This window comes from Kitasatospora sp. NPDC001132, assembly GCF_053598415.1.
In genome coordinates, this window is the sequence record NZ_JBSFKF010000010.1 from 161,950 (window position 1) to 186,867 (window position 24,918).

A 24,918-nucleotide genomic window follows, 5' to 3' on the forward strand; every position below is an offset into this window, starting at 1 on the left:
CGGGTGGCAGGTGACGGCTGACATCGGACGGCGAACAGATGACAGCTAACAGATAACAGATTTCGTCATCTGTCATCCGCCATCCGTCATCTGTTCGCCGCCACCCGTCAGCCGCCTCCCCGCCACCGCCGGTCGTCAGACGTTCTCGACCAGCACGGCCGTACCCTGCCCGACACCCACGCACATGGTGGCCAGGCCGCGCCTGGCGCCGGTACGGCGCATCCGGTGCAGCAGGGTGGTGAGGATGCGGGCGCCGGAGCCGCCCAGGGGGTGGCCGAGCGCGATCGCGCCGCCGCTGGGGTTGACCACCTCCTCGGCCCGCTCCGGGCTGAACCCGATGCCGTCGGCCGAGGCGAGCGCCTGGGCGGCGAAGGCCTCGTTCAGCTCGGCGGTGTCCAGGTCGGCGAGCGACCAGCCGGCCCGCGCGAGCACCTTCGCCGTGGCCGGCACCGGCCCGATGCCCATGACGTCCGGGTGCACCCCGGCCGAGGCCCCGGCCACGTACCGGCCGAGCGGCTGGAGCCCGAGGTCGCGCAGCGCCTCCTCACCGACCAGGAGCAGCCCGGCCGCACCGTCGTTCATCGGCGAGGCGTTCCCGGCGGTGACGGTGCCCCCCGGCCGGAACACCGGCTTGAGCCCGGAGAGCTTCGCCAGGCTGGTGTCCTCGCGGATGCTCTCGTCCCGGCTCACCGTCACCCCGTCCGGCCGCTCGACCGGGACGAGTTCGGCGTCGAAGTGCCCGTCCTTGCGAGCGGCTCCGGCCCGCTGGTGGCTGCGCAGCGCGAAGGCGTCCTGGCGTTCCCGGCCGATGCCGTACCGGGTGGCCACCTCCTCGGCGGTCTCGCCCATGCTGAGCACGCCGTGCAGTTCGGCCATCCGCGGGTTGGTGAGCCGCCAGCCGAGCCTGGTGTCGAAGGTCTCCATCCGGTGCGGCAGCGCCTCGTCCGGGCGGGGGAGGACGAAGGGGGCGCGGGTCATCGACTCGCAGCCGCCGGCCAGCACCACGTCCGCCTCGCCGGAGCCGATGGCCCGGGCGGCGAGGGTGACGGCCTCCAGCCCGGAGGCGCAGAGCCGGTTGACGGTGGCACCGGGGACGGTCTCCGGCAGGCCGGCCAGCAGGACGGCCATCCGGGCGGCGTTGCGGTTGTCCTCGCCGGCCTGGTTGGCGGCGCCCCAGTAGACGTCGTCGATCCGGGCCGGGTCGAGCGCGGGCGCGTCGGCGAGCAGGGCGCGCAGCACGGTGGCCGAGAGGTCGTCCGGGCGGACCGTGGCGAGCGCACCGCGCAGCCGGCCGATGGGTGTGCGGCGGGCGGCGGCGAAGTAGACGGGACGCACGTCGTCGGGCTCCTTGTCGGGTGGCGGGGGCGGGTGGCGGGGCGGAACGGGTCAGAAGGCGTTGACGCCGGTGAGGGCGCGTCCGATGAGCAACTGGTGGATCTGGCTGGTGCCCTCGTAGAGGGTCATCACCCGCGCGTCGCGCAGGTACTTGCCGACCGGGTACTCGTCGATGAACCCGTACCCGCCGAAGACCTGGAGCGCGTTGTTGGCGGCCCGGACGGCGGCCTCGCTGGCGTACAGCTTGGCGACGGAGGACTCGGTGGCGAACGGCAGGCCGCGCTCGATGTGGTCGGCGACCTTCCAGGTGAGCAGCCGGGCGGCCTCGACGTCCACGGCGATGCCGGCCAGCAGCTCCTGGACGAGCTGGTGGGAGGCGATCGGCCTGCCGAACTGCTCGCGCTCGCCCGCGTAGCGGACGGCGGCCTCCAGGCAGGCCCGGGCGATGCCGACGCAGCCGGCCGCCACCGACATCCGGCCCTTGGCCAGCGCCGCCATGGCCACCGAGAACCCCTTGCCGACCTCGCCGAGCCGGGCGCTGTCCGGCACCCGGACGTCCTCGAAGGTGAGCCCGGCGGTGGCCTGGCCGCGCAGGCCGAGCTTGCCGTGGATCTCGGTGCGGGTGAAGCCGGGCAGGTCGGTGGGGACCAGGAAGGCGGTGATGCCCCGGTGGCCCCGCTGTTCGGGCGCGTCGCCGCCGGTGCGGGCGAAGACCAGGGCGACGTCGGCCCAGGTGCCGTTGGTGATGAACGTCTTGGCGCCGCTGATCAGCCAGTCCTCGCCGTCCCGGACGGCCCGGGTGGTGAGGTTGGCGGCGTCCGATCCGGTGCCCGGCTCGGTGAGCGCGAAGCAGGCGAGCGCCTCGCCCGAGGTGAGCCGTGGCAGCCAGTGCCGCTTCTGCTCCTCGGTTCCGAAAGCGTTGACGGACTTGCCGACGAGGCCGAGCGAGACCGAGACGATCCCGCGCACGGCGGAGTCGCCGCGCCCGAGTTCCTCCAGCACGAGGCAGTACGCGAGGTGGTCGCCGCCGCTGCCGCCGTACTCCTCCGGGATGGTCAGCCCCAGGAAGCCCACCTTCGCCAGCTTGCCGACGATCGCGCGGTCGACGGACTCGGCGCGGTCCCACTCGGCGGCGTACGGAACTATCTCGCGGTCGGTGAAGGAGGCGGCGAGGTCCCGGACGGCGGCCTGCTCCTCGGACAACTCCAGGTTCACGGAGGCTCCCGAATGCGGTGTCCAGGGCCCGGCGCGGGGCCCGGGCCCATTAAACTAGCGCTGCAAGTTTTATGGGGGCGACTGTAGCCCCGCCCGGCCCGCGCTGGGAAGAGGCACCTGCCAGAATCGGTCCCCACGCACCCGACCGGACGAACCGGAGGAACCCGTCGCGATGGCCCGTCCACGCACCCCGTTGCTCAGCCGAGAGCGCATCGTCGCCGCCGCGCTGCGGCTGATCGACGACGAGGGGCTGGACGCCCTCTCCACCCGCCGACTCGCCACCGAGCTGTCGGTCAGCGGGCCGTCGCTCTACAACCACTTCGCCACCAAGGACGACCTGCTGGACGCGGTGGTGGACAGCGTCATCGGCGAGGTCGACCTGTCGATGTTCGGGACCGCGGAAACCACCGGGACCGCCGCAGCCGACGAAGCCGCAGGGGCGGCCGGAGTCGACGGAACCGCAGGGGCGGCCGGAACCGCCGCCACCCCCGCCACCCCCTGGGCCGAGGCGCTGCGCGACTGGGCCCGCTCCTACCGCGCCGCGCTGGCCGCCCACCCCAACATCGTCCCGGTGCTCGCCCAGGGCCCCCGGCGGCGGCCGAACGCGCTGCGGCTGGCCGACGCGGTCTTCGGCCACCTGGTCGAGTCCGGATGGCCGCGCGGCCAGGCCACCAGGATCGGCGCCCTGATGCGCTACTTCGTCACCGGCTCGGCCCTCGCCTCCTTCGCGGCCGGCTTCCCGGCGGACGCCGACGTCTACGACGCGGCCGACTACCCGCACCTCGGCGAGGCGCACCGGCTGGCCGGGCACCGCGGGACGGTGGACGAGGGCGCCTTCGAGACCGGGCTGGAGGCGCTGCTCGACGGCCTCACCCTGCGCTACGCCCGGCTCGCCGAGCGGACCTGAGCCGCCGGACCCCCGCCTCGCCCGACCCCAGGGCCCGCGCCCCGCGGCCTCCGCCGGCACCCCCCCCGCCCCGCGCCCCGGGGTCCCCGCCCCGCGCTTCGCGCCCCGGGGCCCTGCCCCCGCCTCGCGACCCTCCGCAGGGCGATCCCGGACCGGCGGAAACGATTCGGCCCCCGCACCCTCGCGCTGATCGCGCCGGGGTGCGGGGGCCGAGAGTCCGACGGGCGGATCAGCCCATGTCCTCCAGTCGGACGCCCTTGGTCTCCTTCATGAACTTCGCCACGAAGAGGATGGACAGCGCCGCGAAGGCGGCGTAGATCAGGTAGGTCGACGACAGGTTCCAGCGCGACATGGACGGGAACGAGACGGTGATCGCCCAGTTCGCGATCCACTGCGCGGAGGCGGCGACGGAGAGCGCGGCGGCGCGGATCCGGTTCGGGAACATCTCGCCGAGCATCACCCAGACGACCACGCCCCAGGACATCGCGAAGAACAGCACGAAGGCGTTGGCGGCGACCAGCGCCACGGTGCCCTGGAGGTCCGGCAGGGTGAGGTTGTCCCCGCTGCCGGTGGCCGAGGAGAAGGCCCAGCCGGCCGTGCCGAGCGCGACCGCCATGCCGGCCGAGCCGATCAGGGCGAGCGGCTTGCGGCCGATCCGGTCGACCAGCACGATCGCGACCACGGTGCCGAGGATGTTGATCACCGAGCCGACGAAGCTGATCAGCAGCGAGTTGCTCTGGTCGATGCCGACCGACTGCCACAGGATCGACGAGTAGTAGAAGATCACGTTGATGCCGACCAGCTGCTGGAAGACCGACAGGCCGATGCCGACCCAGACGATCGGGAGCAGGCCGAACCGGCCACCGAGCAGGTCGCGGAAGCGCGGGCGGTGGTCGGAGGCGATCAGCGTCCGGATCTCGGTGATCCGGGCGTCGGGGTCGACGCCCTCGCCCTCGACGTCGGCGAGCACCTTGCGGGCCTCGTCCAGGCGCTCGGCCTGGATCAGGTAGCGCGGGGACTCGGGGATGACCGAGGCGAGCACGAAGTAGACCGCGGCCGGGACGACGCAGATGCCGAGCATCCACTGCCAGGCCTCCAGGCCGAGCAGGTGGCCGCGCGTGTCGCCGCCGGCGGCCTGCGCGAGCACCCAGTTGACCAGCTGGGATATCGCGATTCCGAGCACGATCGCGGCCTGCTGGAAGGAGGCCAGCCGGCCGCGGTACCTGGTCGGAGCGACCTCGGCGATGTACGTCGGGGCGATCACCGAGGCGATGCCGATGGCCGCGCCGCCGAGGACGCGCCACAGGGCGAGGTCCCACGCGGAGAACGGCAGCATCGAACCGACCGCGCTGACCGCGAACAGCAGCGCGCCCGCCTTCATGACCTTGATGCGGCCGTACCGGTCGGCGAACCGTCCGGCGAGCGCCGCGCCGATCGCCGAGCCCAGCAGCGCCGAGGAGACGATCAGTCCGGTCACGCCGCTGCCGACGCCGAACTTCTCCTGGATGCCGGAGACGGCGCCGTTGATCACGGAGCTGTCGTAGCCGAACAGGAAGCCGCCGAGGGCCGCTGCCGCGGTGATGAAGACGACGAAGCCGAGGCGGCCGGGCACGGGGGCCTCGACCGCCCCGGAGGGCTTCTGGGTGACGCTCACGATCTGACTCCTGGTACTCAACGCTGAGCTCGGTAGCCGAGATCGTAACCCCTATTCGTTTAAGTCTTGTACACCAGGACCCTCAAGTTTTGCTCTGAGAATTCGTAAGGTGAACAAGCAAATTGGGGCGCCACGGGAGCCCGGGGCGCGCCGATCAGACCGGCGAGGAGAGCGAGAGCCCGAACCGGCCCTGCGGGTCGGTCCACCAGTGGGTCAGCCGCAGCCCCGCCGCCGCCAGCTCCCCGGCCACCCGCTCCCGGCGGAACTTGGCCGACACCTCCGTGCGCAGCTCCTCGCCCCGGGCGAAGTGCACCGGCAGGTCCAGGGTCGGGATCTTCACGGTCTGCGCGCGCAGCGAGCGCAGCCGCATCTCGATCCACTCCTGCTCCGCGTCCCAGAGCGCGACGTGCTCGAAGGCGTCCGGGTCGAAGTCGGCGCCCAGCTCGCGGTTGAGCACGTTGAGCACGTTCCGGTTGAACTCGGCCGTCACCCCGGCGGAGTCGTCGTAGGCGGCGACCAGCACCGCCGGGTCCTTGACCAGGTCGGTGCCGAGCAGCAGGAAGTCGCCCGGCTCCAGGGCCGCGCGCAGGCCGTGCAGGAAGGCCGCGCGCTCCAGGGGCAGCAGGTTGCCGAGGGTGCCGCCGAGGAAGGCGACCAGGCGCGGGCCGCCCTCCGGGGGCAGGCCGAGCCGGGCGGTGAAGTCGGCGAGCACGCCGTGCACCGCGAGCCCGGGGTACTCGGCGGCGAGCGCGGCGCCGGCCGAGGTCAGCGCGCTCTCGCTGACGTCCACCGGGACGTACGTCTCCAGGGTGTCGAGCGCGCGCAGGGCGTCCAGCAGCAGCCGGGTCTTCTCGGAGGAGCCGGAGCCCAGTTCGACCAGGGTGCGGGCCCCGGTGGCGGCGGCGATCTCGCCGCCCCGGGCGGCCAGGATGGCCCGCTCCGCGCGGGTCGGGTAGTACTCGGGCAGTCGGGTGATCTCCTCGAACAGCTCGCTGCCCCGGGCGTCGTAGAACCACTTCGGCGGCAGCCACTTGGGCTGGGAGGTCAGCCCGTGCTGCACGTCGTGGCGCAGCGCGGTGCTGAAGTGGTCGGCGGGCAGCAGTCGGGTGAGATCGAAGGTGTCCATGACAGGGTGGTTCCTCTGTTCAGAAAGTGAAGGGAGAGTGTGGAGTGGGGGTCAGTTGCGGCCGGGGAGGCGGCTCACGGTGACGCCGCGCGGGTCGGCCAGCAGCAGCGAGCCGTCCGGGACGGGCGTCCAGCCCGGCGCGTCGTCGTACGGTTCGGAGGCCACCACCGTGCCGAGGCCCGGCAGCGCGCGGTGGTACAGGGAGTCGCCCCAGGTGGTCGCGGCGATCACGGTGCCGTCGGTGAGCAGCAGGTTGAGTCGCCCGGTGGTGTGCGCGGCGACGTCGGCGACGGTGCCCGCCAGCGCCTCGCCAGGCCCGGCGCCGGCCCGCAGCCGGTGCAGGGTCAGTGCCCACAGCAGCGCCGAGTCGGTGCGCGCCTCGAGGTCCAGCAGCTCGGCCGGGGGCAGCAGGGCGGCCAGCGCGTCCAGCTTGCCGGGCCAGCCGGCCACCGCGCCGTTGTGGCTGAACAGCCAGCGCTCGGCGGCGAACGGCGCGGCCGCGCCCTCGCCCGGCGCGCAGCCCTCGGTGGCGGAGCGGACGGCGGCCAGCAGTGCCCGGGTGCGGACCACCCGGGCGAGGTCGGCGAAGGTCTCGTCCGCCCAGATCGGCCCGGTCCGGCGGTAGCGCGCGGGCACCTCGTCCCCGTCCGCGTACCAGCCGAGGCCGAAGCCGTCCGCGTTGACCGTGCCGTACTGCTGGACCCGGGGCGCCCAGGACTGGCGGTACAGCCCGAACGGCGGGTGCACCAACAACTCCCGGGGCGCCACCGGCTCGCCCACGTACGCGATGTGACGACACATCAGGCAGCCTCCAGGTCGCGCGCGGTGCGGAACCCGGCGAAGATCTGCCGACGGATCGGGTAGTCCCAGTTGCGGAACGTGCCCCGGCAGGCGACCGGCGCCACCGCGAAGCAGCCGCCGCGCAGCACCTTGTACTCGGGGCCGAAGAAGACCTCCGAGTACTCCCTGTACGGCCAGGCCCGGAAGCCGGGGTAGGGGCGGAAGTCGCTGGCCGTCCACTCCCACACGTCACCGATCAACTGCCGGACGCCGTAAGGGGACCGGCCCTGCGGGTAGCTGCCCGCCCCGGCCGGGCGCAGGTGGCGCTGGCCGAGGTTGGCGTGCTCGGGGCCGGGCGGGCCGTCGCCCCAGGGGTAGCGGCGGGAGCGGCCGGTGGCCGGGTCGTGGCGGGCCGCCTTCTCCCACTCCGCCTCGGTCGGCAGCCGCCGTCCTGCCCACCGGGCGTACGCGTCGGCCTCGTACCAACTGACGTGCAGCACCGGCTCGTTGGGTTCGACCGGCGCCACCGTGCCGAAGCGCCGGCGGAGCCACTGGCCGTCCTGGTGGCGCCAGAAGAGCGGGGCGGTCAGGTCGGCGCGCCGACGGTGCTCCCAGCCCTCCGGCGTCCACCAGCGCGGGTCGTCGTAGCCGCCGTCCGCGATGAAGCGCTGGTAGGCGGCGTTGGTGACCGGGGTGGTGTCCAGCAGGAAGGCCGGCAGGTCGACGGTGTGCGCCGGGCGCTCGTTGTCCAGTGCCCACGGTTCGGTGTCCGTGCCCATGGTGAACGGCCCCGCGGGGATGAGGACTTCGGCGGGCAGGGTGGCCGCGTCGGCGGGTGCGGGCGGCGGCGGGGGAGCGGCCAGGGCCGGCTCGCCCCGGCGGAGCTGGTGGGTGATCAGCATCGTCTCGTCGTGCTGCTGCTCGTGCTGGGCGATCATCCCGAACGCGAACCCGGCCTCCAGCAGCGGCGCGCCCTCCAGCGGGCTGCCGGCCAGCAGGTCCAGCACCCGGCCGCGTACGTCGTGGGCGTAGGCGCGGGCCTCGGCGGGCGGCAGCAGCGGCAGGCCGGGGCGCTCGGCGCGGGGGTGCTGGAAGGCGTCGTACAGCGGATCGATCTCGGGGTGCATCGGGTCGCGGCCGCCGACGTTGCGCAGCAGCCAGAGCTCCTCCTGGTTGCCGATGTGCGCGAGGTCCCAGACCAGCGGCGACATCAGCGGGGAGTGCTGGGCGGTGAGATCGCCGTCCTCGACGCAGTCGGTCAGCGCGGCGGTGCGGGCGCGGGCGGCCAGCAGCTCGGTGGCGATGCTCTCGCGCAGCGCCTCGGTGCCGATGCTGTCGATGGCGCCGATGCTGCCGGTGGCGCCGGCAGGGGTGGTGGCGTCGGTGGCGGGGGCGCCGGCAGGGGCGGTGGCGTCGGTGCGGTCCGTGCGGCCTGCCCCGGTGCCCCCGTGGGGTCGGACGTCGGTCATGGTGCGGCCTCCTCCGGGGGAGTGCGTAGGGCGCCGGAGCGCAGGGCGTCCAGCTGGTCGTCAGCCGGGCAGCGGCCGCGCGCGGGGTAGCGCTCGGCGAACTCGGCGACGGCGGTGCGCAGCCGTCCGGCACCGGGCAGGCGGCCCAGCGCGGCGTCGGCGGCGGCGAAGCAGGCGAGGGCGGCCCGGCGGAGTTCGGGGTCGGCCATGGCCAGGGTGGCGGCGCGGCGCCAGACCTCGTTGCGCGGTGCGCGCGGACCGTCCGCCCCCGTCGCCGGCTCCAGCGGCTCCACCGCGGCCAGCGCGGCGTCGGCGGCCACCGGGTCGTCCAGCAGCGCGGTGACCAGCGCGGTGACCACCACCCAGCCGTCCCCGGGCTGGGCGTCGACCATCCGCAGCTCGAGGTGGCCGCGCGGGCGTACCGGCGGGAAGAGGGTGGTGCGGTGGTATTCCAAGTCGTCGAGCGTGGGCGGGCGTTCGCCCGCACCGCGGATCCAGTCGCGGAAGGTCAGTCCGGCGGGGGCCGTCCACGGCAGACCCTCGGGCCTTCGCACGCACAGCACCCGGGCATCCAGCACGTACTGCGCCCAGGCCTCGCGAGGGTCCCCGTGGTCCGGCTCAGGGGCGAGCGTGCGGGTCGGGTCCATCCGCGACCAGACGGTCTGGCGGGTGGACCGGTGGCCCGTCGGACTGCCGTCCAGGACAGGGGAGTTGGCGAAGGCGGCGACCAGTACCGGGCCCAGCCGGTGGGCCAGGCTCCAGCGGCGCTCGACCGCCTGCGGGCCGTCCGCCTCGCCGGCGTCCAGGCACACCTGCACCGACGCGGTACCCGTCATCATGATCCGGCCCCAGGGCCCGGCGGAGTCGAAGAAACGCTCCATCGCGAGGTAGCGGGGGTGGTCCAGCACTATCCGTCGGGAGCGGGCCAGGGGGTCCGTCCCGGTGCCTGTGAGTCGCAGGCCCTGCGCCGCGAAGGCGGCCCGCAGGGCGGTCAGATCGCGTCGGGTGTCCTCGACGCAGGCCAGGAGGCCGGTGGCGGGCGGGGAGCTGAGCTCGACCTGTCCGCCGGGTTCGAGCGTGACGCGCGAACCGGAGGGGAGCGAGGTGCCGTCCGAGCCGCCGAGGGGCAGCGACTCCAGCGCGGCGTGGAGCAGTTCGGGCCGTACGGGCCGGGAGGGACATCGTTCGTCATGGACGAACCACTCGACCTCCACCCCCACCAGCCGGGGCGGTCCGATCTTGAAGCAGACGCCCGACACGTGGCTGCGCGCCCCCGATTCGGTCAACGGGGTCACCCCGGGCGGGGGCGGTGGCGTGCTCTGCCGGTCGGGCGGAGTGGTGCGGGATACCGGTATCACCGGACTCACCATCCTCGGGATCACGATTGCGGCCCGGTCTACCCTGCCCAGTCTGCTACGGAGCATGCGGGGGCGCCCCGCAAAATTCGCATGAACATACGTTTCCGCAGGTCAGAAGTGTGGCGAACGGGTGATGCCGGGGTTTTCCGGCGGGTCGGGGGGTCGCGTTCCGAGGGCGGGCGAGCGAGGCATGTGCCGGGGTCACAGGCGCTCCAACCGCTCCAGGACGGTCGCCAGCACCGGGCCTGGCAGGGCGTAGTTCAGACGCAGCGAACCCCGGCCGCCGGGGCCGAACTCGGCGCCGTCGGAGGCCTCCAGGCCGCAGCGCTCCAACAGCGCCCGGCGGGCGTTCGCGGGCGGCAGACCGAGCGCGGCCGAGTCCAGCCAGAGCAGGTAGGAGGCCCGCGGGGTGGAGCGGACGGCGGGCCCGAGGCGGTCGGTCAGCAGGGTGCGGGCGGCGGCCAGGTGGGCGAGCAGCGCGTCCAACCAGGGACCGCCCTCGCGCAGTGCCGCCTGCTGCACGGTCTGCTCCAGCAGGCCGCCCTCCCAGAGGCCGTAGCCTGCCAGTGCCTCGGCGAACCGGGCGCGCAGGGCGGCGTCGGGAACGAGGGCGAAACTGCTGGGGATCCCGGAGCAGTTGAAGGTCTTGCCCACGGAGTTGAGGGTGACGACGAGGTGCCGGTGCGCCGGGTCGGCGACGGTGACGGCGACGGGGTGGGCGGGGCCAGGACGGGTGGCGTCGGGGCGGGTTGCGCCGGGTTGGGCGGCGTCGGGGTGGGTGAGGTCGCCGTGCACCTCGTCCGAGACCAGCAGTGCGCCGCCTTCGGCTGCCGAGGCGGCGAGACCGCGCACCGCCTCGGCCGACCAGACCGTGCCGGAGGGGTTGTGCGGGTTGCTCAGCAGTACCGCTGCGGCGGGGCGGGGGAGCGGGCCGGGTGGCAGCCGGTAGCCGCCCGGGCCCCGGAGGAGCGGCAACTCGCGGTACGGGAGGCCGGCGGCGCGGCAGAGCTGGGCGAAGCCGCCCCACTCGGGGGTGGGGAAGAGCACCGGGGCCTGCGGCCGTACGGTCTCCAGCAGGACGCGCAGGGCGGTGCGCGGGCCGCAGGGCAGCAGCAGCACCCAGTCCGGGTCGACCTCGGTGCCGTGCCGGGCGCGGTACCAGTCGGCCACCAGCGTGCGGCCGGCCGGGTCGCACACCGTGTAGCCGTACGCGCGGTGGCGGGCGCGCCGCTCCAGCGCCGCGGCGACGGGGGGTGGGCCGGGCAGGTCCATGTCCGCGAGGCCCATCGGGATCACCCCGGGGGCGTCGGCGCGGGCCCACTTGCTGCTGCCGGTCCCGGCGCGGTCGAAGGGGGTGTCGAATCCGAAGTCGGGGTCGAAGTCGGGGCCGGGGTCGGAGGCGCAGCGGACAGATGACAGATTTCGAAATCTGTCATCTGTCCGCTGAAAGCCGTCGTCTGTCATCTGTTCGCCGTCACCCGCCCTCCGCCTCCGTCCTCCGGCAACCGCGTCCCGCAGCGACCGCCGTCCGACGCCCGTCATCGGCCACCCGCCCCGCCAGGTGCGCCGCCAGCCCCCGGCGCCCCCGGCTCATCATCACCGCGTGGTTGGCCCGGAACAGCGGGTGCAGCGGCAGGGCGAGCCGTCGCAGCAGGGCCTTGCCGGGCCGGGTGTCCTCCTCGAACAGCACCCGGCTGCCCGAGCCGTCGGCCGTCACCGTGAACCGGGACCACCCGGTCAGGTCGCCGCTCATGGCCACCTCCAGTACCCCGGGGACCGGGTCGCGCCGGCTCGCCGCCAGGCCGATCACCAGCCGGTACGGCAGCAGCGCCCGCACCACCACCTCCCCGGAGTCCTCCCCGGTCGGCCGGACCTCGCGGATCTCCGGCCACCACAGCGGGTAGCCGCGCACGTCCTCCAGCGCCGCGTACACAAGGGGTGCCGGGGCCGCGAGCCGCCAGACGCCCCGGAATCGGTAGTGGTTGGGGTCCACGGCCCCACCCTAGGTCCGGCCCGGCCGGCCCGGAGGGCGAATGCGGTCGGAGCGTTGCCGAACCGGTCCGCGGTACGGGTCGGACCGGAGGTGAACGCTCCACAAGCGCCCGCCCGTAGGGAAGGGTGCACTCCGCTTGCACCCGTTCGAGGTGCGGGGGAGGATCTTCCGTGCTTGTAGTCTCATCAGTCACGGCAGCATCCCCAGGGCGCTGCATCCCCAGAACCGGAGTGAAGGAGTCACAGGCATGCGGCGACCGAGCTGGGTCCCGGAGGGCACAGACCTGGACAAACCGAACGCCGCGCGGGTCTACGACTACTACCTGGGGGGCTCGCACAACTTCGAGGTCGACCGGGAGATGGCCCGCAAGGCGATCGCCCTGTGGCCGGAGCTGCCGCAGATCATGCGCTCCAACCGCGCCTTCCTGCGCCGCGCCGTGACCTTCCTCGCCGAACAGGGCATCAGCCGCTTCCTGGACATCGGCTCCGGCATCCCGACCTTCGGCGCGGTGCACGACATCGCCCGGGCGATCCGCCCCGAGGCCGAGGTCGTCTACGTCGACCGCGACCCGGTCGCCGTCGCACACAGCCGCCTGCTGCTCGAGGACGACCACGGCAGCGACGCCGTCCAGGCCGACCTGCGCGACGTCGCCGACCTGCTGGCCCGCCCCGAGGTCACCGGACTGCTCGCGGCCGGCGAGCCGGTGGCCGTGCTGCTGGTCGCCGTCGCCCACTTCGTCACCGACGAAGAGGACCCGTGGAAGCTGATCGGCGTGATCCGCGACGCCCTCCCGCCCGGCAGCGCGCTGGTGCTCTCGCACGCCTCCCTCGAAGGCCGCCCCGACCAGGCCGAGGACCACCAGAAGCTGTACCAGCGGACGCCGACCCCGCTGACCATGCGCACCCACGAGCAGATCACCGCGATGTTCTCCGGCTTCGAGCTGGTCGAGCCGGGCGTGGTCCACCTGCCGCTGTGGCGCCCGGACCAGCCCGGCACGGTCGGCGAGCACCCCGAGCGGATAGCCGGGGTGGCGGGCGTGGGATTCCGCCCTTGAGCGGACGCGACGGACGACGCACCGGCGGCCGCACGCCCTGCGCGGCGGCCGCCGGGAGCGCTGCGCCGGGTCCGGGCGGCATCGGGACACGCACCGCCCGGACCGGCGTGCACCACAGAGGAACCAGGTTCAGCAGATGAGTACCACCCCGGTGCGCGGCAACGCGGAGCGGTTCCACGAGGACTGGGCCCGACTGCTCTCCGCCGACCACGGCATCGCCGTCCACCCCGGCCTGCTCGGCCGGCTGGTCGCGCGCACCGCCGCGCTGCTGCACCGCGCCCAGGAGGACGACCCGTTCGAGCCGCGACTGGCCGCGCTGGCCGGCGCCGAACTGGTCGACGCGCACTTCACCGACCCGGTGCTGCTGGCCAGGGCGGTCGAACTGCTCCAGGCCCAGCCCGTCCCCGACGACCGCGGCCCGGCCCTGACCGGCGCCTTCGCGGCCGGCTGGGCGGGGGCCCTGCGCGAGCGCACGCTGACCGAGCAGGAGGCGATCCGCACCGCCGCCGACTCCGCCCGCAAGGAGGCCGAGCGGGCGCTGCGCGCCTCCGAGGCCCGGTTCCGGGCGCTGTTCGAGAGCGCCGCGATCGGCATCGGCATCGGCGACACGGACGGCAACATCCTGGCGGTCAACAAGGCCCTCCAGGAGCTGTTCGGCGCCGGCCCGGAGGACATGATCGGCCGCCGGGTCGGCGACCTCGTCCACCCCGAGGACACCCCGGGGGTGTGGGAGGCGTACGAGGAGCTGATCAGCGGCAAGCGGGACTACTTCCAGTTCGACAAGCCGTACTACCGCCAGGACGGCGAGATCATCTGGACCCACCTGACCGTCTCGCTGATCCGCGACGACGACGGCACGCCGCAGTACCAGGTCGCGATGCTGGAGGACGTCACCGACCGCTACCGGCTACAGGAACGGCTGCGCCACCAGGCCACCCACGACCCGCTGACCGGCCTGCCCAACCGCGCGGCCTTCTTCGAGCGACTGGAGAAGCTGTTCGAGGAGCCCGAGCCCGGCGCCCGCTTCGGCCTCTGCTACGTCGATCTCGACGGCTTCAAGGTGGTCAACGACAGCCTCGGCCACGACATGGGCGACCAACTGCTGGCCGCCGTCGCCGCCCGGCTGAAGGCCGCCCTCAGCCCGCTCGGCCACCTGGTGGCCCGGCTCGGCGGCGACGAGTTCGTCGTCCTGCTGGAGAGGTGCCGGGGCGAGCAGGAGGCGGTGGCCGCCGCGAAGACCGTGCTCAGGGCGCTGGCCGGGCCGGTGCTGATCGGCGACCACAAGCTCGCCGTCGGCGCCAGTGTCGGCGTGCTGGAGCGGCGGGTGTCCACCACCACCCCCGGCGCCGCCGTCCGGGCCGCCGACCTCACGCTCTACCGCGCCAAGGAGGCCGGCCGCGGCCGCTGGACGCTGTTCGACCCCAAGGAGAACGCCCGGGCGGTCAGCCGCTACGCGGTCTCGGTGCGGATGCCCGCGGCCCTCGACCGCGGCGAGTTCTTCATCGACTACCAGCCGCTCTACCGCCTCGCGGACGGCCGGCTGGCCGCCGTGGAGGCACTGGTGCGCTGGCGCCACCCACAGCTCGGCGTGCTCGGCCCGGACGAGTTCGTCACCACCGCCGAGGAGACCGGGCTGATCATGCCGCTCGGCCGCTGGGTGCTGGAGCAGGCCTGCGGCCAGGCCGCGGACTGGATCAAGCGGTACGGCGACGCCGCCCCGCAGCTCAACGTCAACCTGGCGGTCCGGCAGGCCCGCAGCGCCGCCCTGGTCACCGATCTCGGCCGGATCCTCGACAGCACCGGACTGGACCCGGCCCGGCTGCAGCTGGAGATCACCGAGTCGACCGTGGTCGGCCCCGAGGACGAGGCGCTGCGCACCCTGCACGGGCTGGTCGACCTCGGGGTGTCGCTGGCCGTGGACGACTTCGGCACCGGCTGGTCCAACCTCGCCTACCTGCGCGACCTGCCGGTCTCCGGGCTGAAGATCGCCGGCTCCTTCGTCGGCGACCTGCACGAACCGGGGAAGGACGAGTCCACCGGGTGGCGGATCGTCAGCGGACTGGTCTCGATGGCGCACGCGCTCGGGCTGAACGTCACCGCCGAGGGCGTGGAGACCCACCGGGACGCCGAGCGGCTGCGGACCCTGGGCTGCGACTGGGCGCAGGGCTGGCACTTCGGCCGCCCGGTGCGGCCGGACGAGATCGCCCGGCGGATCGTGGAGGAGCCGTTGGGGCGCCCGGTCGAGGAGCGCTGAGGCAGGCCTGACGCTCGGGCCCCGGTCGGGGCCGGCTCGGGTCCGCGGCGAACGGCGAACAACTGACCGCCGACAGGTGACGGATGACAGCTGACAGTTTTTGAAATCTGTCAGCTGTCATCCGTCGGCCGTCGTTCCGTCCCCGCGCGCGGCTCCTCAGCTGACCAGTCGGGAGAGCTCGATCGAATGGCCCGTCCGCTCCGCCTTCGCCCGCAGGTAGCGGACGTTGCTCGCCGACAGGTGCCGCCCCACCACGGCTTCCAGCATGTGGATGGTGCGGGACCCGCGGTGTGGACACTGCGAGACTGGCCGCGTTTCCTGGGCACGTCCCTCAGGCCCGCCGGGACAACCGCGCCATGCCCATCGACGACACGGAAGGGTCCTGACCAGATGCCGACGACCCCCGCCACCCCCAACTCCTCCCCCTCCTCCTTCGACGCGGAGCAGCGCGCGATCGAGGCGCTCTACGCGGACGTGGTCCGCCGCAACCGGGGCGAGGACGAGTTCCACCAGGCCGTCCACGAGGTGCTGGAGACCCTGGCGCCGGTGCTCGCCCACCGCCCCGAACTCCTCGACGCCCGGATCATCGAGCGGATCTGCGAGCCCGAGCGGCAGCTCATGTTCCGGGTGCCGTGGACGGACGACTCCGGCGACATCCACGTCAACCGCGGCTTCCGGGTCGAGTTCAGCAGCGCCCTCGGCCCGTACAAGGGCGGACTGCGCTTCCACCCCTCGGTGAACCTCGGCATCGTCAAGTTCCTCGGCTTCGAGCAGATCTTCAAGAACGCGCTCACCGGCCTGCCCATCGGCGGCGGCAAGGGCGGATCCGACTTCGACCCCAAGGGCCGCTCGAACGCCGAGATCATGCGGTTCTGCCAGTCCTTCATGACCGAGCTGTACCGGCACCTCGGCGAGTACACCGACGTGCCGGCCGGGGACATCGGCGTCGGCGGCAGGGAGATCGGCTACCTCTTCGGTCAGTACAAGCGGATCACCAACCGGTACGAGAGCGGCGTGCTCACCGGGAAGGGCCTCGGCTGGGGCGGCGCGCAGGTCCGCACCGAGGCCACCGGCTACGGCTGCGTCATGTTCACCTCCGAGATGCTGCACAGCCGCGGCGAGAGCCTGGACGGGCGCCGGGTGGTCGTCTCCGGATCCGGCAACGTCGCGGTCTACGCGATCGAGAAGGCGCAGCAGCTCGGCGCGACCGTGCTCACCTGCTCCGACTCCGCCGGCTACGTGGTGGACGAGAAGGGCATCGACCTCGACCTGCTCAAGGAGGTCAAGGAGGTCCGGCGGGGCCGGGTGTCCGACTACGCCCGACTGCGCGGCGGCCACGTCCGGTTCGTCGACGGTCCGAGCGTGTGGAGCGTGCCCTGCGACGTCGCGCTGCCCTGCGCCACCCAGAACGAGTTGTCCGAGACCGACGCGCTGGCCCTGGTGCGCAACGGGGTGCTCGCTGTCGCCGAGGGCGCGAACATGCCCACCACCCCGGCAGCGGTGCGGGTGTTCCAGGAGGCCGGGGTGGCCTTCGGCCCGGGCAAGGCGGCGAACGCGGGCGGCGTCGCGACCAGCGCGCTGGAGATGCAGCAGAACGCCTCGCGGGACTCCTGGACCTTCGAGCAAACCGAGGAGCGGCTGGCCGGGATCATGAAGCACATCCACGACTCCTGCTTCACCACCGCCGAGCGCTACGGCCATCCGGGCAACTACGTGGTCGGCGCGAACATCGCCGGCTTCGAGCTGGTCGCGGACGCGATGCTGGCCCAGGGCCTGATCTGACCCGTCGTGTCACGGCCGCCGGCCCCGAGCCGCCGACGGCCGTCGCCCGGCGATCGGTACCCGACCCGAGCGGGCACCGATTGTCGGGTGCGGCAGGGTGGGTCCTTCCTACGGTGGACGCAGTAAGGGAAGGACGGGGGTCGGCGTGCTGGAGCACCTGAACCAGGCGATGGACCGGATCGAACGGGACCTGGACCGCGAGGTCGACGTGGCCGAGCTGGCGCGGATCGCGATGACGTCGGAGTACCACTTCCGGCGGCTGTTCTCGATGCTCGCCGGAATGCCGCTGTCGGAGTACGTCAGGCGTCGACGGCTCACCGTCGCCGGGGCCGAAGTGCTGGACGGCGAACGGACGTTGCTCGATGTCGCGGTCCGGTACGGGTACTCCTCGGGGGAGGCGTTCGCCCGGGCGTTCCGGGCCATGCACGGAGTCGGGCCGGGCGAGGCCCGGCGCGGCGGTGCGGTGCTCGTCTCCCAGCCCCGGATGTCCTTCCGACTCGTCGTGGAAGGAAGCAGCAGCATGGAATACCGGATCGTCGAGAGGCCGGACTTCCGGATCGTCGGCCGGAAGGCCCGGGTCACCCTGATCTACATGGGGATCAACCCGGGGATCGCCGAGTTCGTCAAGGGGCTCGGCAAGGAGACGGTCGAACGGATCGCCGCCCTGTCCGGGGACGACCCGGCCGGGATCGTCTCGGTGAGCGACGGCTTCTCGCCGAACCGCGAGGAGGGGTCCGAACTCGACTACTGGCACGCGGTGGTGGCGCGCGAGGGGGTCGCCGTCCCGGCGGACCTGGACGTGCTGGACGTACCGGCGGGCACCTGGGCGGTGTTCACCAACACCGGGCCGTTCCCGCAGGCCTTGCAGGAGATGTGGGGGGACGTGGCCGCCCAGTGGTTCCCGTCCAACCCGTACGAGGCGCGGCCGGGCCCGGAGATCCTCCGGACCCGCTCCGTCCCGGGGACGGCCGACGCCGAGGCGGAGCTGTGGATCCCGGTGGCGCGGGCCGTGCGCGGCTGACAGGTGACAGCCGACGGATAACCGACAACGGATAACCGAAAACGGATGACAGATGACAGATGACAGCTGACAGATTTCGAAATCTGTCAGCTGTCATCTGTTCGTCCACCCCCTGTCCACGCCCCACCCGCTCCGACGGCCGCGACCGGCCCGCTCCGCCCGCCCCATCCGCGCCCCGCCCACCCCGTTCGGCCCACCACCGCCCGCCAAGCTCCGCCCCCGCCCCGCATGCTGGGGCAGGAGGTGCGGGGGCCGAGGCGCCGAAGACTCGGGGGTTCCCGAGCAACGACCAAGCTGCGAGGACAGACGCCATGAAGCAGACCTCCGTGACCACCAACGCCCCCTGCTGGACGGAGCTGGGCACCTCAGACCCGCCCGCCGCCCGGGCCTTCTACACCGAGCTCTTCGGCTGGCAGGAGGACCACAGCGCCCGCCCAGGGGACGGCGACTACACCCAGATGCTGGTCGGGGGCGCCCCGGCCGCCGCCATCACCCCGCGCTACGCCCCGCAGCAGCCGATCGCCTGGACGGTCTGCATCGCGGTCGCCGACGCCGACGCGACCGCCGCGAGGATCAAGGAGTCCGGCGGCCGGATCCTGAAGGACCCCACCGACGCGTTCGACTTCGGCCGCTTCTCGGTGGCCGCCGACCCGTCCGGCGCCGTGTTCATCCTCTGGCAGGGCCGCTCCTTCAAGGGCGCCGGCGTGTTCAACGAGCCCGGTTCGCTCGGCTGGGCGGAACTGCTCACCCGCGACCCGGCCGGCTCGCTCGCCTTCTACCCCGCGGTCTTCGGCTGGGACGTCGCCCCGTCCGAGAGCTACCCCCAGTGGCGGCTGGACGGCCGGGACTTCGGCGGCGTGCTGACGATGGACGACCGCTTCCCGCCGCAGGTGGCCCCGCACTGGCTGCCGTACTTCGCGGCCGCCGACGCCGACAACACCGTCAGCCGGGCGGCGGCGCTCGGCGGTGACGTGCTGATGCCCGCCACCGGCACGCCGGGCGGCCGACGGATCGCCGTGCTGCGCGACCCCCAGGGTGCGGCGTTCGGCGTCTACACCGCCGGCGCCGAGGGCTGACCGGCACGCCGCAGGGCGCGCGAGCGACGCCACCCGGCCACCGCCACCCCGGCCGCCCCCGCCGTGACGGCCAGCGCGCCCAGCGGCACCACGTCGCCGACCCGGTCGTACCAGGTCAGCGTCCCGGGCGCGGTGAGCGGAAGCCGGACGGTCAGCGCCCCGGTGCCGTCGGTACCGAGCCGGGCGAGCTCCCGGCCCTGGGCGTCGAAGGCGGCCGAGACCCCGGTCAGCGAGGCCTGCACGGCCGGCCGGCCGGTCTCGGCGGCCCGGATCGCCGCCAGCGAGACGTGCTGCTCGGGCGCCCAGGTGTGCTGGAAGGTCGAGGTCGAGGACTGGTAGACCAGCACCCGGGCGCCGTCCCGGGCGGCGGTGCGGCCCATGTCGGGGAAGGCCGACTCGAAGCAGATCAGCGCCCCGACGGGCAGCGGCGCACCCGCCCGGTCGGTGGCGGCCAGCAGGTGGAAGGACGTGCCGGGTGCCCGGTTCTCGCCCGCGGCCCGGCTGACCCCGGCGATCCAGCCGAGCATCGGCCGCAGCGGGATGTACTCGCCGAACGGCACCAGCCGGATCTTGCGGTAGCGGTCCACCACGCCGGTGGGGGAGACCAGCACCGCGTCCTTGGAGATCGGCCCGTCGGCCTTGCGGGCGTCCTCCCCGGCGACGACCTCGGCGCCGGTGGCCGCGGCGAGCCGGCGCAGCGCGTCCAGCGCGGCCGGGTCGCGGTCCAGATCCGCGGCGGTGCTGCTCTCGCCCCACACGACCAGGTCCACCGGCCGGCCGACCAGTCCGGCGGTGATCCGCGCGCTCGCCTCGAACCGGGCCTGCGGGTCCTCCACGATGCCGGGCTGGACCAGCGCCACGGTCACCGCCCCGTCGCCGGCCGGCGCCGCACGCAGCGCGAACAGCAGCGGGCCGCACGCCAGCACCAGCACCACGGACCCGGCGGCGAGGGCCCGCGGCCGCCAGTGCACCGCGGTCAGCGCGATCAGCACCCCGGTGTTCACCGCCGCCACCGCCGCGCTGACCAGCCAGATCCCGCCGGCCGAGGCCAGCCCGAGGATCGCCGGGTGCTGCCACTGGGTGGCGCCGAGCAGCGCCCACGGCCCGCCGAGCGCGGGCCAGGACCGTGCGTACTCGGTGGTCACCCAGACCGCCGGCACGACCAGCAGCGCCAGCGCCGCCCGACGGGCGGTCAGCCGCGGGTGCAGCAGCCGGTGCACGGTGTACCCGACGGCGCTCTGCAGCGCCCCGAACAGCACCGCGAGCACGGGCAGCCCCGGCCCGATGGACGGGACCAGCCAGTACATCGCGGTCAGGATGAACCCCGAGCCGAACCACCAGCCGCGTACCGCCGCCTCCCGGCCCGACGGCGCCCGCTGCATCAGCAGCAGTCCGGGGACGAGCGCGACCCAGGCCAGCCAGGCCTGCCCGGGCGCGGGGAAGGCGAGCACCGGTACCGCTCCGGCCGCCAGCGCACCGATCCGCGCGCGGTACCGGTGCGGCGCGTGGGGCTCCCGTTCCTCGGCGGCAGGCGTGCTCAGGGGCGGGCTGGCGGGAGCGGAGCGACGCGGCATGACCCGTATTGTCCGCTGGAAGGGCGTACACCACCAGTACGTTGATCAGCCGAACGGGTGACGGAAACATGATGTCCGGAACCAGTGGCCTCGGCCGTACCAATGGACGCGATCGAACTGACGAGCCGGTCCGCCGACGCACCGCCACACCGGCCGGCGCACCGCCACACCGGCCGACGGACGGCCACACCGGCCGGCGAACCCGGGGCGGGCCGGCGAACCCGGCGCGGGGCCGGAGGACTGAGAGCCCTGGCCCCGCCCCACCCCACCTCGCCCCGCCCGCGCGTGCGGGCTCAGCCCTCGCCGCCCTCCAGGTCCCCCTCGGTCTCCAGGAACGCGGCCTGCAGCTGCTGGATCAGCTCCGGGTCCGGCTGCTCCCACAGCCCGCGGCTCGCCGCCTCCAGCAGCCGCTCGCTGATCCCGTGCAGCGCCCACGGGTTGGCGCCCGCCAGGAACTCCCGGTTGACCGGGTCGAGGACGTACTCCTGGGTCAGCTTCTCGTACATCCAGTCCGCGACCACGCCCGTGGTGGCGTCGTAGCCGAACAGGTAGTCCACCGTCGCGGCCATCTCGAAGGCGCCCTTGTAGCCGTGGCGGCGCATCGCCTCGATCCAGCGCGGGTTGACCACCCGTGCGCGGAAGACCCGGGCGGCCTCCTCGGTCAGGGTGCGGGTGCGGACCGTCTCCGGGCGGGTCGAGTCGCCGATGTAGGCGGTCGGCGCCTTGCCGGTGAGGGCGCGCACGGTGGCCACCATGCCGCCGTGGTACTGGAAGTAGTCGTCCGAGTCGGCGATGTCGTGCTCGCGGGTGTCGGTGTTCTTCGCGGCGACGGTGATCCGCTTGTACGCGGTCTCCATCTCCTCGCGCGCCGGGCGCCCGTCCAGCCCGCGGCCGTACGCGTAGCCGCCCCAGACCGTGTACACCTCGGCCAGGTCGGCGTCGGTGCGCCAGTCCCGGCTGTCGATCAGCTGGAGCAGGCCCGCGCCGTACGTGCCCGGGCGGGAGCCGAAGACGCGGACGGTGGCCTTGCGCTCGTCGCCGTGCACTGCGAGGTCGGCCTGGACGTGGGCGCGGACGAAGTTCTGCTCGTCGGGCTCCTCCTGGGCGGCGGCCAGGCGCACCGCGTCGTCCAGCAGGGCGACCACGTGCGGGAAGGCGTCCCGGAAGAAGCCGGAGATGCGCAGCGTGACGTCGATGCGCGGGCGGCCCAGCTCGGCCGGCGGAATCGGCTCCAGGCCGGTGACCCGGCGCGAGGCGTCGTCCCAGACCGGGCGGACGCCGAGCAGGGCGAAGGCCTCGGCGATGTCGTCCCCGGCGGTGCGCATCGCGCTGGTGCCCCAGAGCGAGAGCCCGACCGAGGGCGGGTAGGCGCCGTCGTTGTCCGCGCGGTAGCGCTCGACCAGCGAGGCGGCGAGGGCCTGGCCGGTCTCCCACGCGAGCTTGCTGGGGACGGCCTTCGGGTCGACGGAGTAGAAGTTGCGGCCGGTCGGCAGCACGTTGACCAGGCCGCGCAGCGGCGAGCCGGAGGGCCCGGCCGGGACGAAGCCGCCCTGTAGCGCGTGCAGCACGGCGTCCAGCTCGTCGGTGGTGGCGGCCAGGCGGGGCACCACCTGGGTGGCGGCGAACGCGAGGACCCGGTGCACGGCCTCGGGCCGCCCGGCGGCGACCTTCTCCACCGCCTCGGGCGCCCAGTCCTCGGCCTCCATCGCCTCGACCAGGGCGCGGGCCTCGGCCTCGGCCGCGTCGGTGGCGCCCAGGGTCAGCGCCGCCTCGTCCAGCCCGAGCGCCTCGCGCAGGCCGGGCAGGGCGCTGACGCCGCCCCAGATCTGCCGGGCGCGCAGGATGGCGAGCACGATGTTGACCCGGTCGGCGCCGGTCGGGGCCTGGCCGAGGACGTGCAGACCGTCGCGGATCTGGGCGTCCTTGACCTCGCAGAGCCAGCCGTCGACGTGCAGCAGGAAGTCGTCGAAGCCGTCGTCCTCGGGGCGCTCGTCCAGGCCGAGGTCGTGGTCGAGCCTGGCGGCCTGGATCAGGGTCCAGATCTGGGCGCGGATCGCCGGCAGCTTGGCCGGGTCCATCGCGGCGATGTTGGAGTGCTCGTCCAGCAGCTGCTCCAGGCGGGCGATGTCGCCGTAGGAGTCGGCGCGCGCCATCGGCGGGACGAGGTGGTCGACGAGCGTGGCGTGGGCGCGGCGCTTGGCCTGGGTGCCCTCGCCCGGGTCGTTGACCAGGAAGGGGTAGACCAGCGGCAGGTCGCCGAGGACGGCGTCCGGGCCGCACTCGGCGGACAGCGCGGCGGTCTTGCCGGGCAGCCACTCCAGGTTGCCGTGCTTGCCGAGGTGGATCACCGCGTGGGCGCCGAAGCCGCCGTCCTCCCGGGCGGCCTCGATCCAGCGGTAGGCGGCCAGGTAGTGGTGGCTCGGCGGCAGGTCGGGGTCGTGGTAGATGGCGACCGGGTTCTCGCCGAAGCCGCGCGGCGGCTGGATCAGCACGAGCAGGTTCCCGGAGCGGATCGCGGCCAGCACGATGTCGCCGTCCGGGTTCTGCGAGCGGTCGACGTACAGCTCGCCGGGGGCCGGGCCCCAGTGCTCCTCGACCCGGTCGCGCAGGCCCTGCGGGAGGGTGGCGTACCAGCGGCGGTAGTCGGCGGCGGGGATGCGCACCGGGTTGCGGGCCAACTGGTCCTCGGTGAGCCAGTCCTGGTCGTAGCCGCCGGCCGCGATCAGGGCGTGGATCAGCGCGTCGCCCTCGTGGCCGCCGTCGCCGTCCTCGAACGAGGGGAGGTCGTCCCCGAGGTCCATGCCCTCCGCGCGCAGCCGCTCCAGCAGCCGTACCGCGCTGGCCGGGGTGTCCAGGCCGACGGCGTTGCCGACCCGGGCGTGCTTGGTCGGGTACGCGGACAGCACCAGCGCGAGGCGGCGCTCGGCGGCCGGGACGTGCCGCAGCCGGGCGTGCTTGACGGCGGTGCCGGCCACGCGGGCGGCGCGCTCCGGGTCGGCCGCATAGACGGTGAGGCCGTCCTCGTCCAGCTCCTTGAAGGAGAACGGGACGGTGATCAGGCGGCCGTCGAACTCCGGCACCGCGATCTGGGTGGCGGTGTCGAGCGGGGACAGTCCGTCGTCGCTGCCCTCCCACTGGGCCCGCGACCAGGTGAGGCAGAGCGCCTGGAGGATCGGGCGGTCGAGCGCGGCCAGCGCGCCCGCGTCCCAGGCCTCCTCGTCCCCGCCGGCCTGGGCGTCGGCCGGGCGGGTGCCGCCGGCTGCGAGCACGGTGGTGACGATCGCGTCCGCCTCGCCGAGTGCGGCCAGCAGCTCGGGCTCGGCACCGCGCAGCGAGGCGCAGTAGTAGGCCCGGGCCTGGGCGCCCTGGTCCTCGACGGCCCGGCAGAGGGTCTCCACGAAGGCGGTGTTGCCGCTCATGTGGTGGGCCCGGTAGTAGAGCACCGCCACCGTCGGGCCCTCGGACGTACGGGCTTCGCGCTCCAGCGGGCCCCAGGCCGGGGCGGAGGCGGGCGGGGCGAAGCCGTGGCCGGTCAGCAGCACGGTGTCGGAGAGGAAGGCGCCCAGCTCGGCCAGGTTGGCCGCGCCGCCGTGGGCCAGGTAGGCGTGCGCCTCGGCGGCGATGCCGGCCGGGACGGTGGACAGCTCCATCAGCTGGGCGTCGGGGGCCTGTTCGCCCGTCAGCACGACCACCGGGCGGGGGCCGGCCAGCAGTGAGTCCAGGCCCTCCTGCCAGGCGCGGCGTCCGCCGAGCAGGCGGACGACGACGAGGTCGGTGCCCTCCAGCAGCGCGGGCAGGTCCTCGGGGGTCAGGCGGGCCGGGTTGCCGAGCCGGTAGCGGACCGGGCCCTCGGAGGCCCGGGCACTGAGCAGGTCGGTGTCGGACGTCGACAGCAGCAGGATCATGCGAAGGCCCTCCCGGCCTCGTCGGTGGCCGGGGTGGCCGGGATCTGGGCCGGGTCGGCCGCGCGGTCGACCGGGGTGGTCGTGGCGGCGGCCTGGTCGGCCGCGGAGACGGCCGGAACGACCGTGGTGGCGGCCGAGGACGCGGGCGCGGGCATGCGACAGCGCTGGAACATTTCTGCCTTCCTCGGGGTCCGCGCCCCGGGCCGGTGGAGGACGGCAGGAGTTCCTGGCTCCCGCGGCCACCGGGCTACCGGTGAACCGCGGTCACAGTGGCGGGACCGCACCGGGTTCGCACCGGTTTCCTCCCCTGCGCCGTCGCTGGCGTTCGGACGGCCCGCGGGGGACCGTCCGCCAGCATCGTACGGGGTACGGCTGACCTGGGGGAGAGTGAGCTTTCGGACGTCCGGTTCGCGAG

The 24,918-nt window shown here is 74.0% G+C and carries 18 protein-coding genes and 1 riboswitch; of the genes, 6 read left to right on the forward strand and 12 right to left on the reverse strand.

Translation table 11 applies throughout. The features are described 5' to 3' along the window. Positions 1-135: 135 nt before the first annotated feature. Together ACWDBE_RS16570 and ACWDBE_RS16575 are read right to left on the reverse strand one after the other, a co-directional pair. On the reverse strand, positions 136-1,335 hold the full coding sequence (locus tag ACWDBE_RS16570) for a thiolase family protein (RefSeq protein WP_392915049.1): 1,200 nt from the start codon (positions 1,333-1,335) through the stop codon (positions 136-138). A gap of 51 nt (positions 1,336-1,386) precedes the next feature. Continuing rightward, the gene (locus ACWDBE_RS16575; protein WP_449808377.1) at positions 1,387-2,550 is read right to left on the reverse strand and encodes an acyl-CoA dehydrogenase family protein; all 1,164 of its coding nucleotides are present in this window, start codon (positions 2,548-2,550) and stop codon (positions 1,387-1,389) included. A gap of 172 nt (positions 2,551-2,722) precedes the next feature. Here ACWDBE_RS16575 and ACWDBE_RS16580 point away from each other — a divergent pair, with 172 nt between their 5' ends. Continuing rightward, positions 2,723-3,457 carry a TetR/AcrR family transcriptional regulator gene (locus ACWDBE_RS16580; protein ID WP_449808378.1) on the forward strand — a complete coding sequence of 245 codons (735 nt, stop codon included), beginning with the start codon at positions 2,723-2,725 and terminating at the stop codon, positions 3,455-3,457. A 229-nt stretch (positions 3,458-3,686) separates the two neighbouring features. Here the strand turns inward: ACWDBE_RS16580 and ACWDBE_RS16585 are convergent, their stop codons facing one another. The 7 genes from ACWDBE_RS16585 to ACWDBE_RS16615 all read right to left on the reverse strand — a co-directional run bounded on the left by ACWDBE_RS16585 (position 3,687) and on the right by ACWDBE_RS16615 (position 11,837). Beyond that, on the reverse strand, positions 3,687-5,114 hold the full coding sequence (locus tag ACWDBE_RS16585; RefSeq protein ID WP_449808429.1) for a sugar porter family MFS transporter: 1,428 nt from the start codon (positions 5,112-5,114) through the stop codon (positions 3,687-3,689). Between the two features lie 151 nt (positions 5,115-5,265). Beyond that, positions 5,266-6,237, reverse strand: coding sequence for an L-histidine N(alpha)-methyltransferase (egtD, locus tag ACWDBE_RS16590; RefSeq protein WP_449808379.1), 972 nt, complete (start codon positions 6,235-6,237; stop codon positions 5,266-5,268). Positions 6,238-6,288: 51 nt separating this feature from the next. Further along, complete coding sequence (egtC, locus tag ACWDBE_RS16595; protein WP_449788790.1) at positions 6,289-7,038, reverse strand: ergothioneine biosynthesis protein EgtC; 750 nt, start codon at positions 7,036-7,038, stop codon at positions 6,289-6,291. Then, complete coding sequence (egtB, locus tag ACWDBE_RS16600; protein ID WP_449808380.1) at positions 7,038-8,486, reverse strand: ergothioneine biosynthesis protein EgtB; 1,449 nt, start codon at positions 8,484-8,486, stop codon at positions 7,038-7,040. The genes egtC and egtB overlap by 1 nt, the downstream gene beginning before the upstream one ends. Further along, on the reverse strand, positions 8,483-9,781 hold the full coding sequence (egtA, locus tag ACWDBE_RS16605; protein ID WP_449808430.1) for an ergothioneine biosynthesis glutamate--cysteine ligase EgtA: 1,299 nt from the start codon (positions 9,779-9,781) through the stop codon (positions 8,483-8,485). Before egtA ends, egtB begins: the two co-directional genes overlap by 4 nt. Before the next feature lie 264 nt (positions 9,782-10,045). Further along, positions 10,046-11,308, reverse strand: a complete 1,263-nt coding sequence (locus ACWDBE_RS16610; protein WP_449808381.1) for an aminotransferase class I/II-fold pyridoxal phosphate-dependent enzyme — start codon at positions 11,306-11,308, stop codon at positions 10,046-10,048. A 10-nt stretch (positions 11,309-11,318) separates the two neighbouring features. Next, entirely contained in the window at positions 11,319-11,837 is a 519-nt protein-coding gene (locus ACWDBE_RS16615; protein WP_449808382.1) for an SRPBCC family protein, read from the reverse strand. Positions 11,838-12,084: 247 nt separating this feature from the next. Here ACWDBE_RS16615 and ACWDBE_RS16620 point away from each other — a divergent pair, with 247 nt between their 5' ends. The 5 genes from ACWDBE_RS16620 to ACWDBE_RS16640 all read left to right on the forward strand — a co-directional run bounded on the left by ACWDBE_RS16620 (position 12,085) and on the right by ACWDBE_RS16640 (position 19,024). Next, complete coding sequence (locus tag ACWDBE_RS16620) at positions 12,085-12,891, forward strand: SAM-dependent methyltransferase (RefSeq protein ID WP_449808383.1); 807 nt, start codon at positions 12,085-12,087, stop codon at positions 12,889-12,891. A gap of 136 nt (positions 12,892-13,027) precedes the next feature. Beyond that, entirely contained in the window at positions 13,028-15,145 is a 2,118-nt protein-coding gene (locus tag ACWDBE_RS16625) for a putative bifunctional diguanylate cyclase/phosphodiesterase (RefSeq protein WP_449788785.1), read from the forward strand. Between the two features lie 390 nt (positions 15,146-15,535). Further along, positions 15,536-16,927, forward strand: a complete 1,392-nt coding sequence (gene gdhA / locus ACWDBE_RS16630; protein ID WP_449808384.1) for an NADP-specific glutamate dehydrogenase — start codon at positions 15,536-15,538, stop codon at positions 16,925-16,927. 145 nt (positions 16,928-17,072) lie between these two features. Further along, positions 17,073-17,948: an AraC family transcriptional regulator gene (locus tag ACWDBE_RS16635; RefSeq protein WP_449788783.1), complete on the forward strand. Its 876-nt coding sequence runs from the start codon at positions 17,073-17,075 to the stop codon at positions 17,946-17,948. A 311-nt stretch (positions 17,949-18,259) separates the two neighbouring features. Further along, entirely contained in the window at positions 18,260-19,024 is a 765-nt protein-coding gene (locus ACWDBE_RS16640; RefSeq protein WP_449788782.1) for a VOC family protein, read from the forward strand. Here ACWDBE_RS16640 and lnt read toward each other — a convergent pair. The 3 genes from lnt to ACWDBE_RS16655 form a co-directional block, all read right to left on the reverse strand. Continuing rightward, complete coding sequence (lnt, locus tag ACWDBE_RS16645; protein WP_449788781.1) at positions 19,000-20,598, reverse strand: apolipoprotein N-acyltransferase; 1,599 nt, start codon at positions 20,596-20,598, stop codon at positions 19,000-19,002. The genes ACWDBE_RS16640 and lnt overlap by 25 nt on opposite strands. 293 nt (positions 20,599-20,891) lie before the next feature. Further along, complete coding sequence (gene cobN / locus ACWDBE_RS16650; RefSeq protein WP_449788780.1) at positions 20,892-24,503, reverse strand: cobaltochelatase subunit CobN; 3,612 nt, start codon at positions 24,501-24,503, stop codon at positions 20,892-20,894. Further along, the gene (locus tag ACWDBE_RS16655; RefSeq protein ID WP_449788779.1) at positions 24,500-24,676 is read right to left on the reverse strand and encodes a hypothetical protein; all 177 of its coding nucleotides are present in this window, start codon (positions 24,674-24,676) and stop codon (positions 24,500-24,502) included. Before ACWDBE_RS16655 ends, cobN begins: the two co-directional genes overlap by 4 nt. Positions 24,677-24,723: 47 nt before the next feature. Further along, positions 24,724-24,808, reverse strand: a riboswitch (cobalamin riboswitch). Between the last annotated feature and the right edge of the window lie 110 nt (positions 24,809-24,918).

Coding starts and splice junctions, on each gene's coding strand:
- ACWDBE_RS16580 (WP_449808378.1), top strand. CDS start 2,723: ATGGCCCGTCCACGCACCCCGTTGCTCAGCCGAGAGCGCATCGTCGCC.
- egtD (WP_449808379.1), bottom strand. CDS start 6,237: ATGGACACCTTCGATCTCACCCGACTGCTGCCCGCCGACCACTTCAGC.
- egtC (WP_449788790.1), bottom strand. CDS start 7,038: ATGTGTCGTCACATCGCGTACGTGGGCGAGCCGGTGGCGCCCCGGGAG.
- egtB (WP_449808380.1), bottom strand. CDS start 8,486: ATGACCGACGTCCGACCCCACGGGGGCACCGGGGCAGGCCGCACGGAC.
- ACWDBE_RS16610 (WP_449808381.1), bottom strand. CDS start 11,308: ATGACAGACGACGGCTTTCAGCGGACAGATGACAGATTTCGAAATCTG.
- ACWDBE_RS16620 (WP_449808383.1), top strand. CDS start 12,085: ATGCGGCGACCGAGCTGGGTCCCGGAGGGCACAGACCTGGACAAACCG.
- ACWDBE_RS16625 (WP_449788785.1), top strand. CDS start 13,028: ATGAGTACCACCCCGGTGCGCGGCAACGCGGAGCGGTTCCACGAGGAC.
- gdhA (WP_449808384.1), top strand. CDS start 15,536: ATGCCGACGACCCCCGCCACCCCCAACTCCTCCCCCTCCTCCTTCGAC.
- ACWDBE_RS16640 (WP_449788782.1), top strand. CDS start 18,260: ATGAAGCAGACCTCCGTGACCACCAACGCCCCCTGCTGGACGGAGCTG.
- lnt (WP_449788781.1), bottom strand. CDS start 20,598: ATGCCGCGTCGCTCCGCTCCCGCCAGCCCGCCCCTGAGCACGCCTGCC.
- cobN (WP_449788780.1), bottom strand. CDS start 24,503: ATGATCCTGCTGCTGTCGACGTCCGACACCGACCTGCTCAGTGCCCGG.
- ACWDBE_RS16655 (WP_449788779.1), bottom strand. CDS start 24,676: ATGTTCCAGCGCTGTCGCATGCCCGCGCCCGCGTCCTCGGCCGCCACC.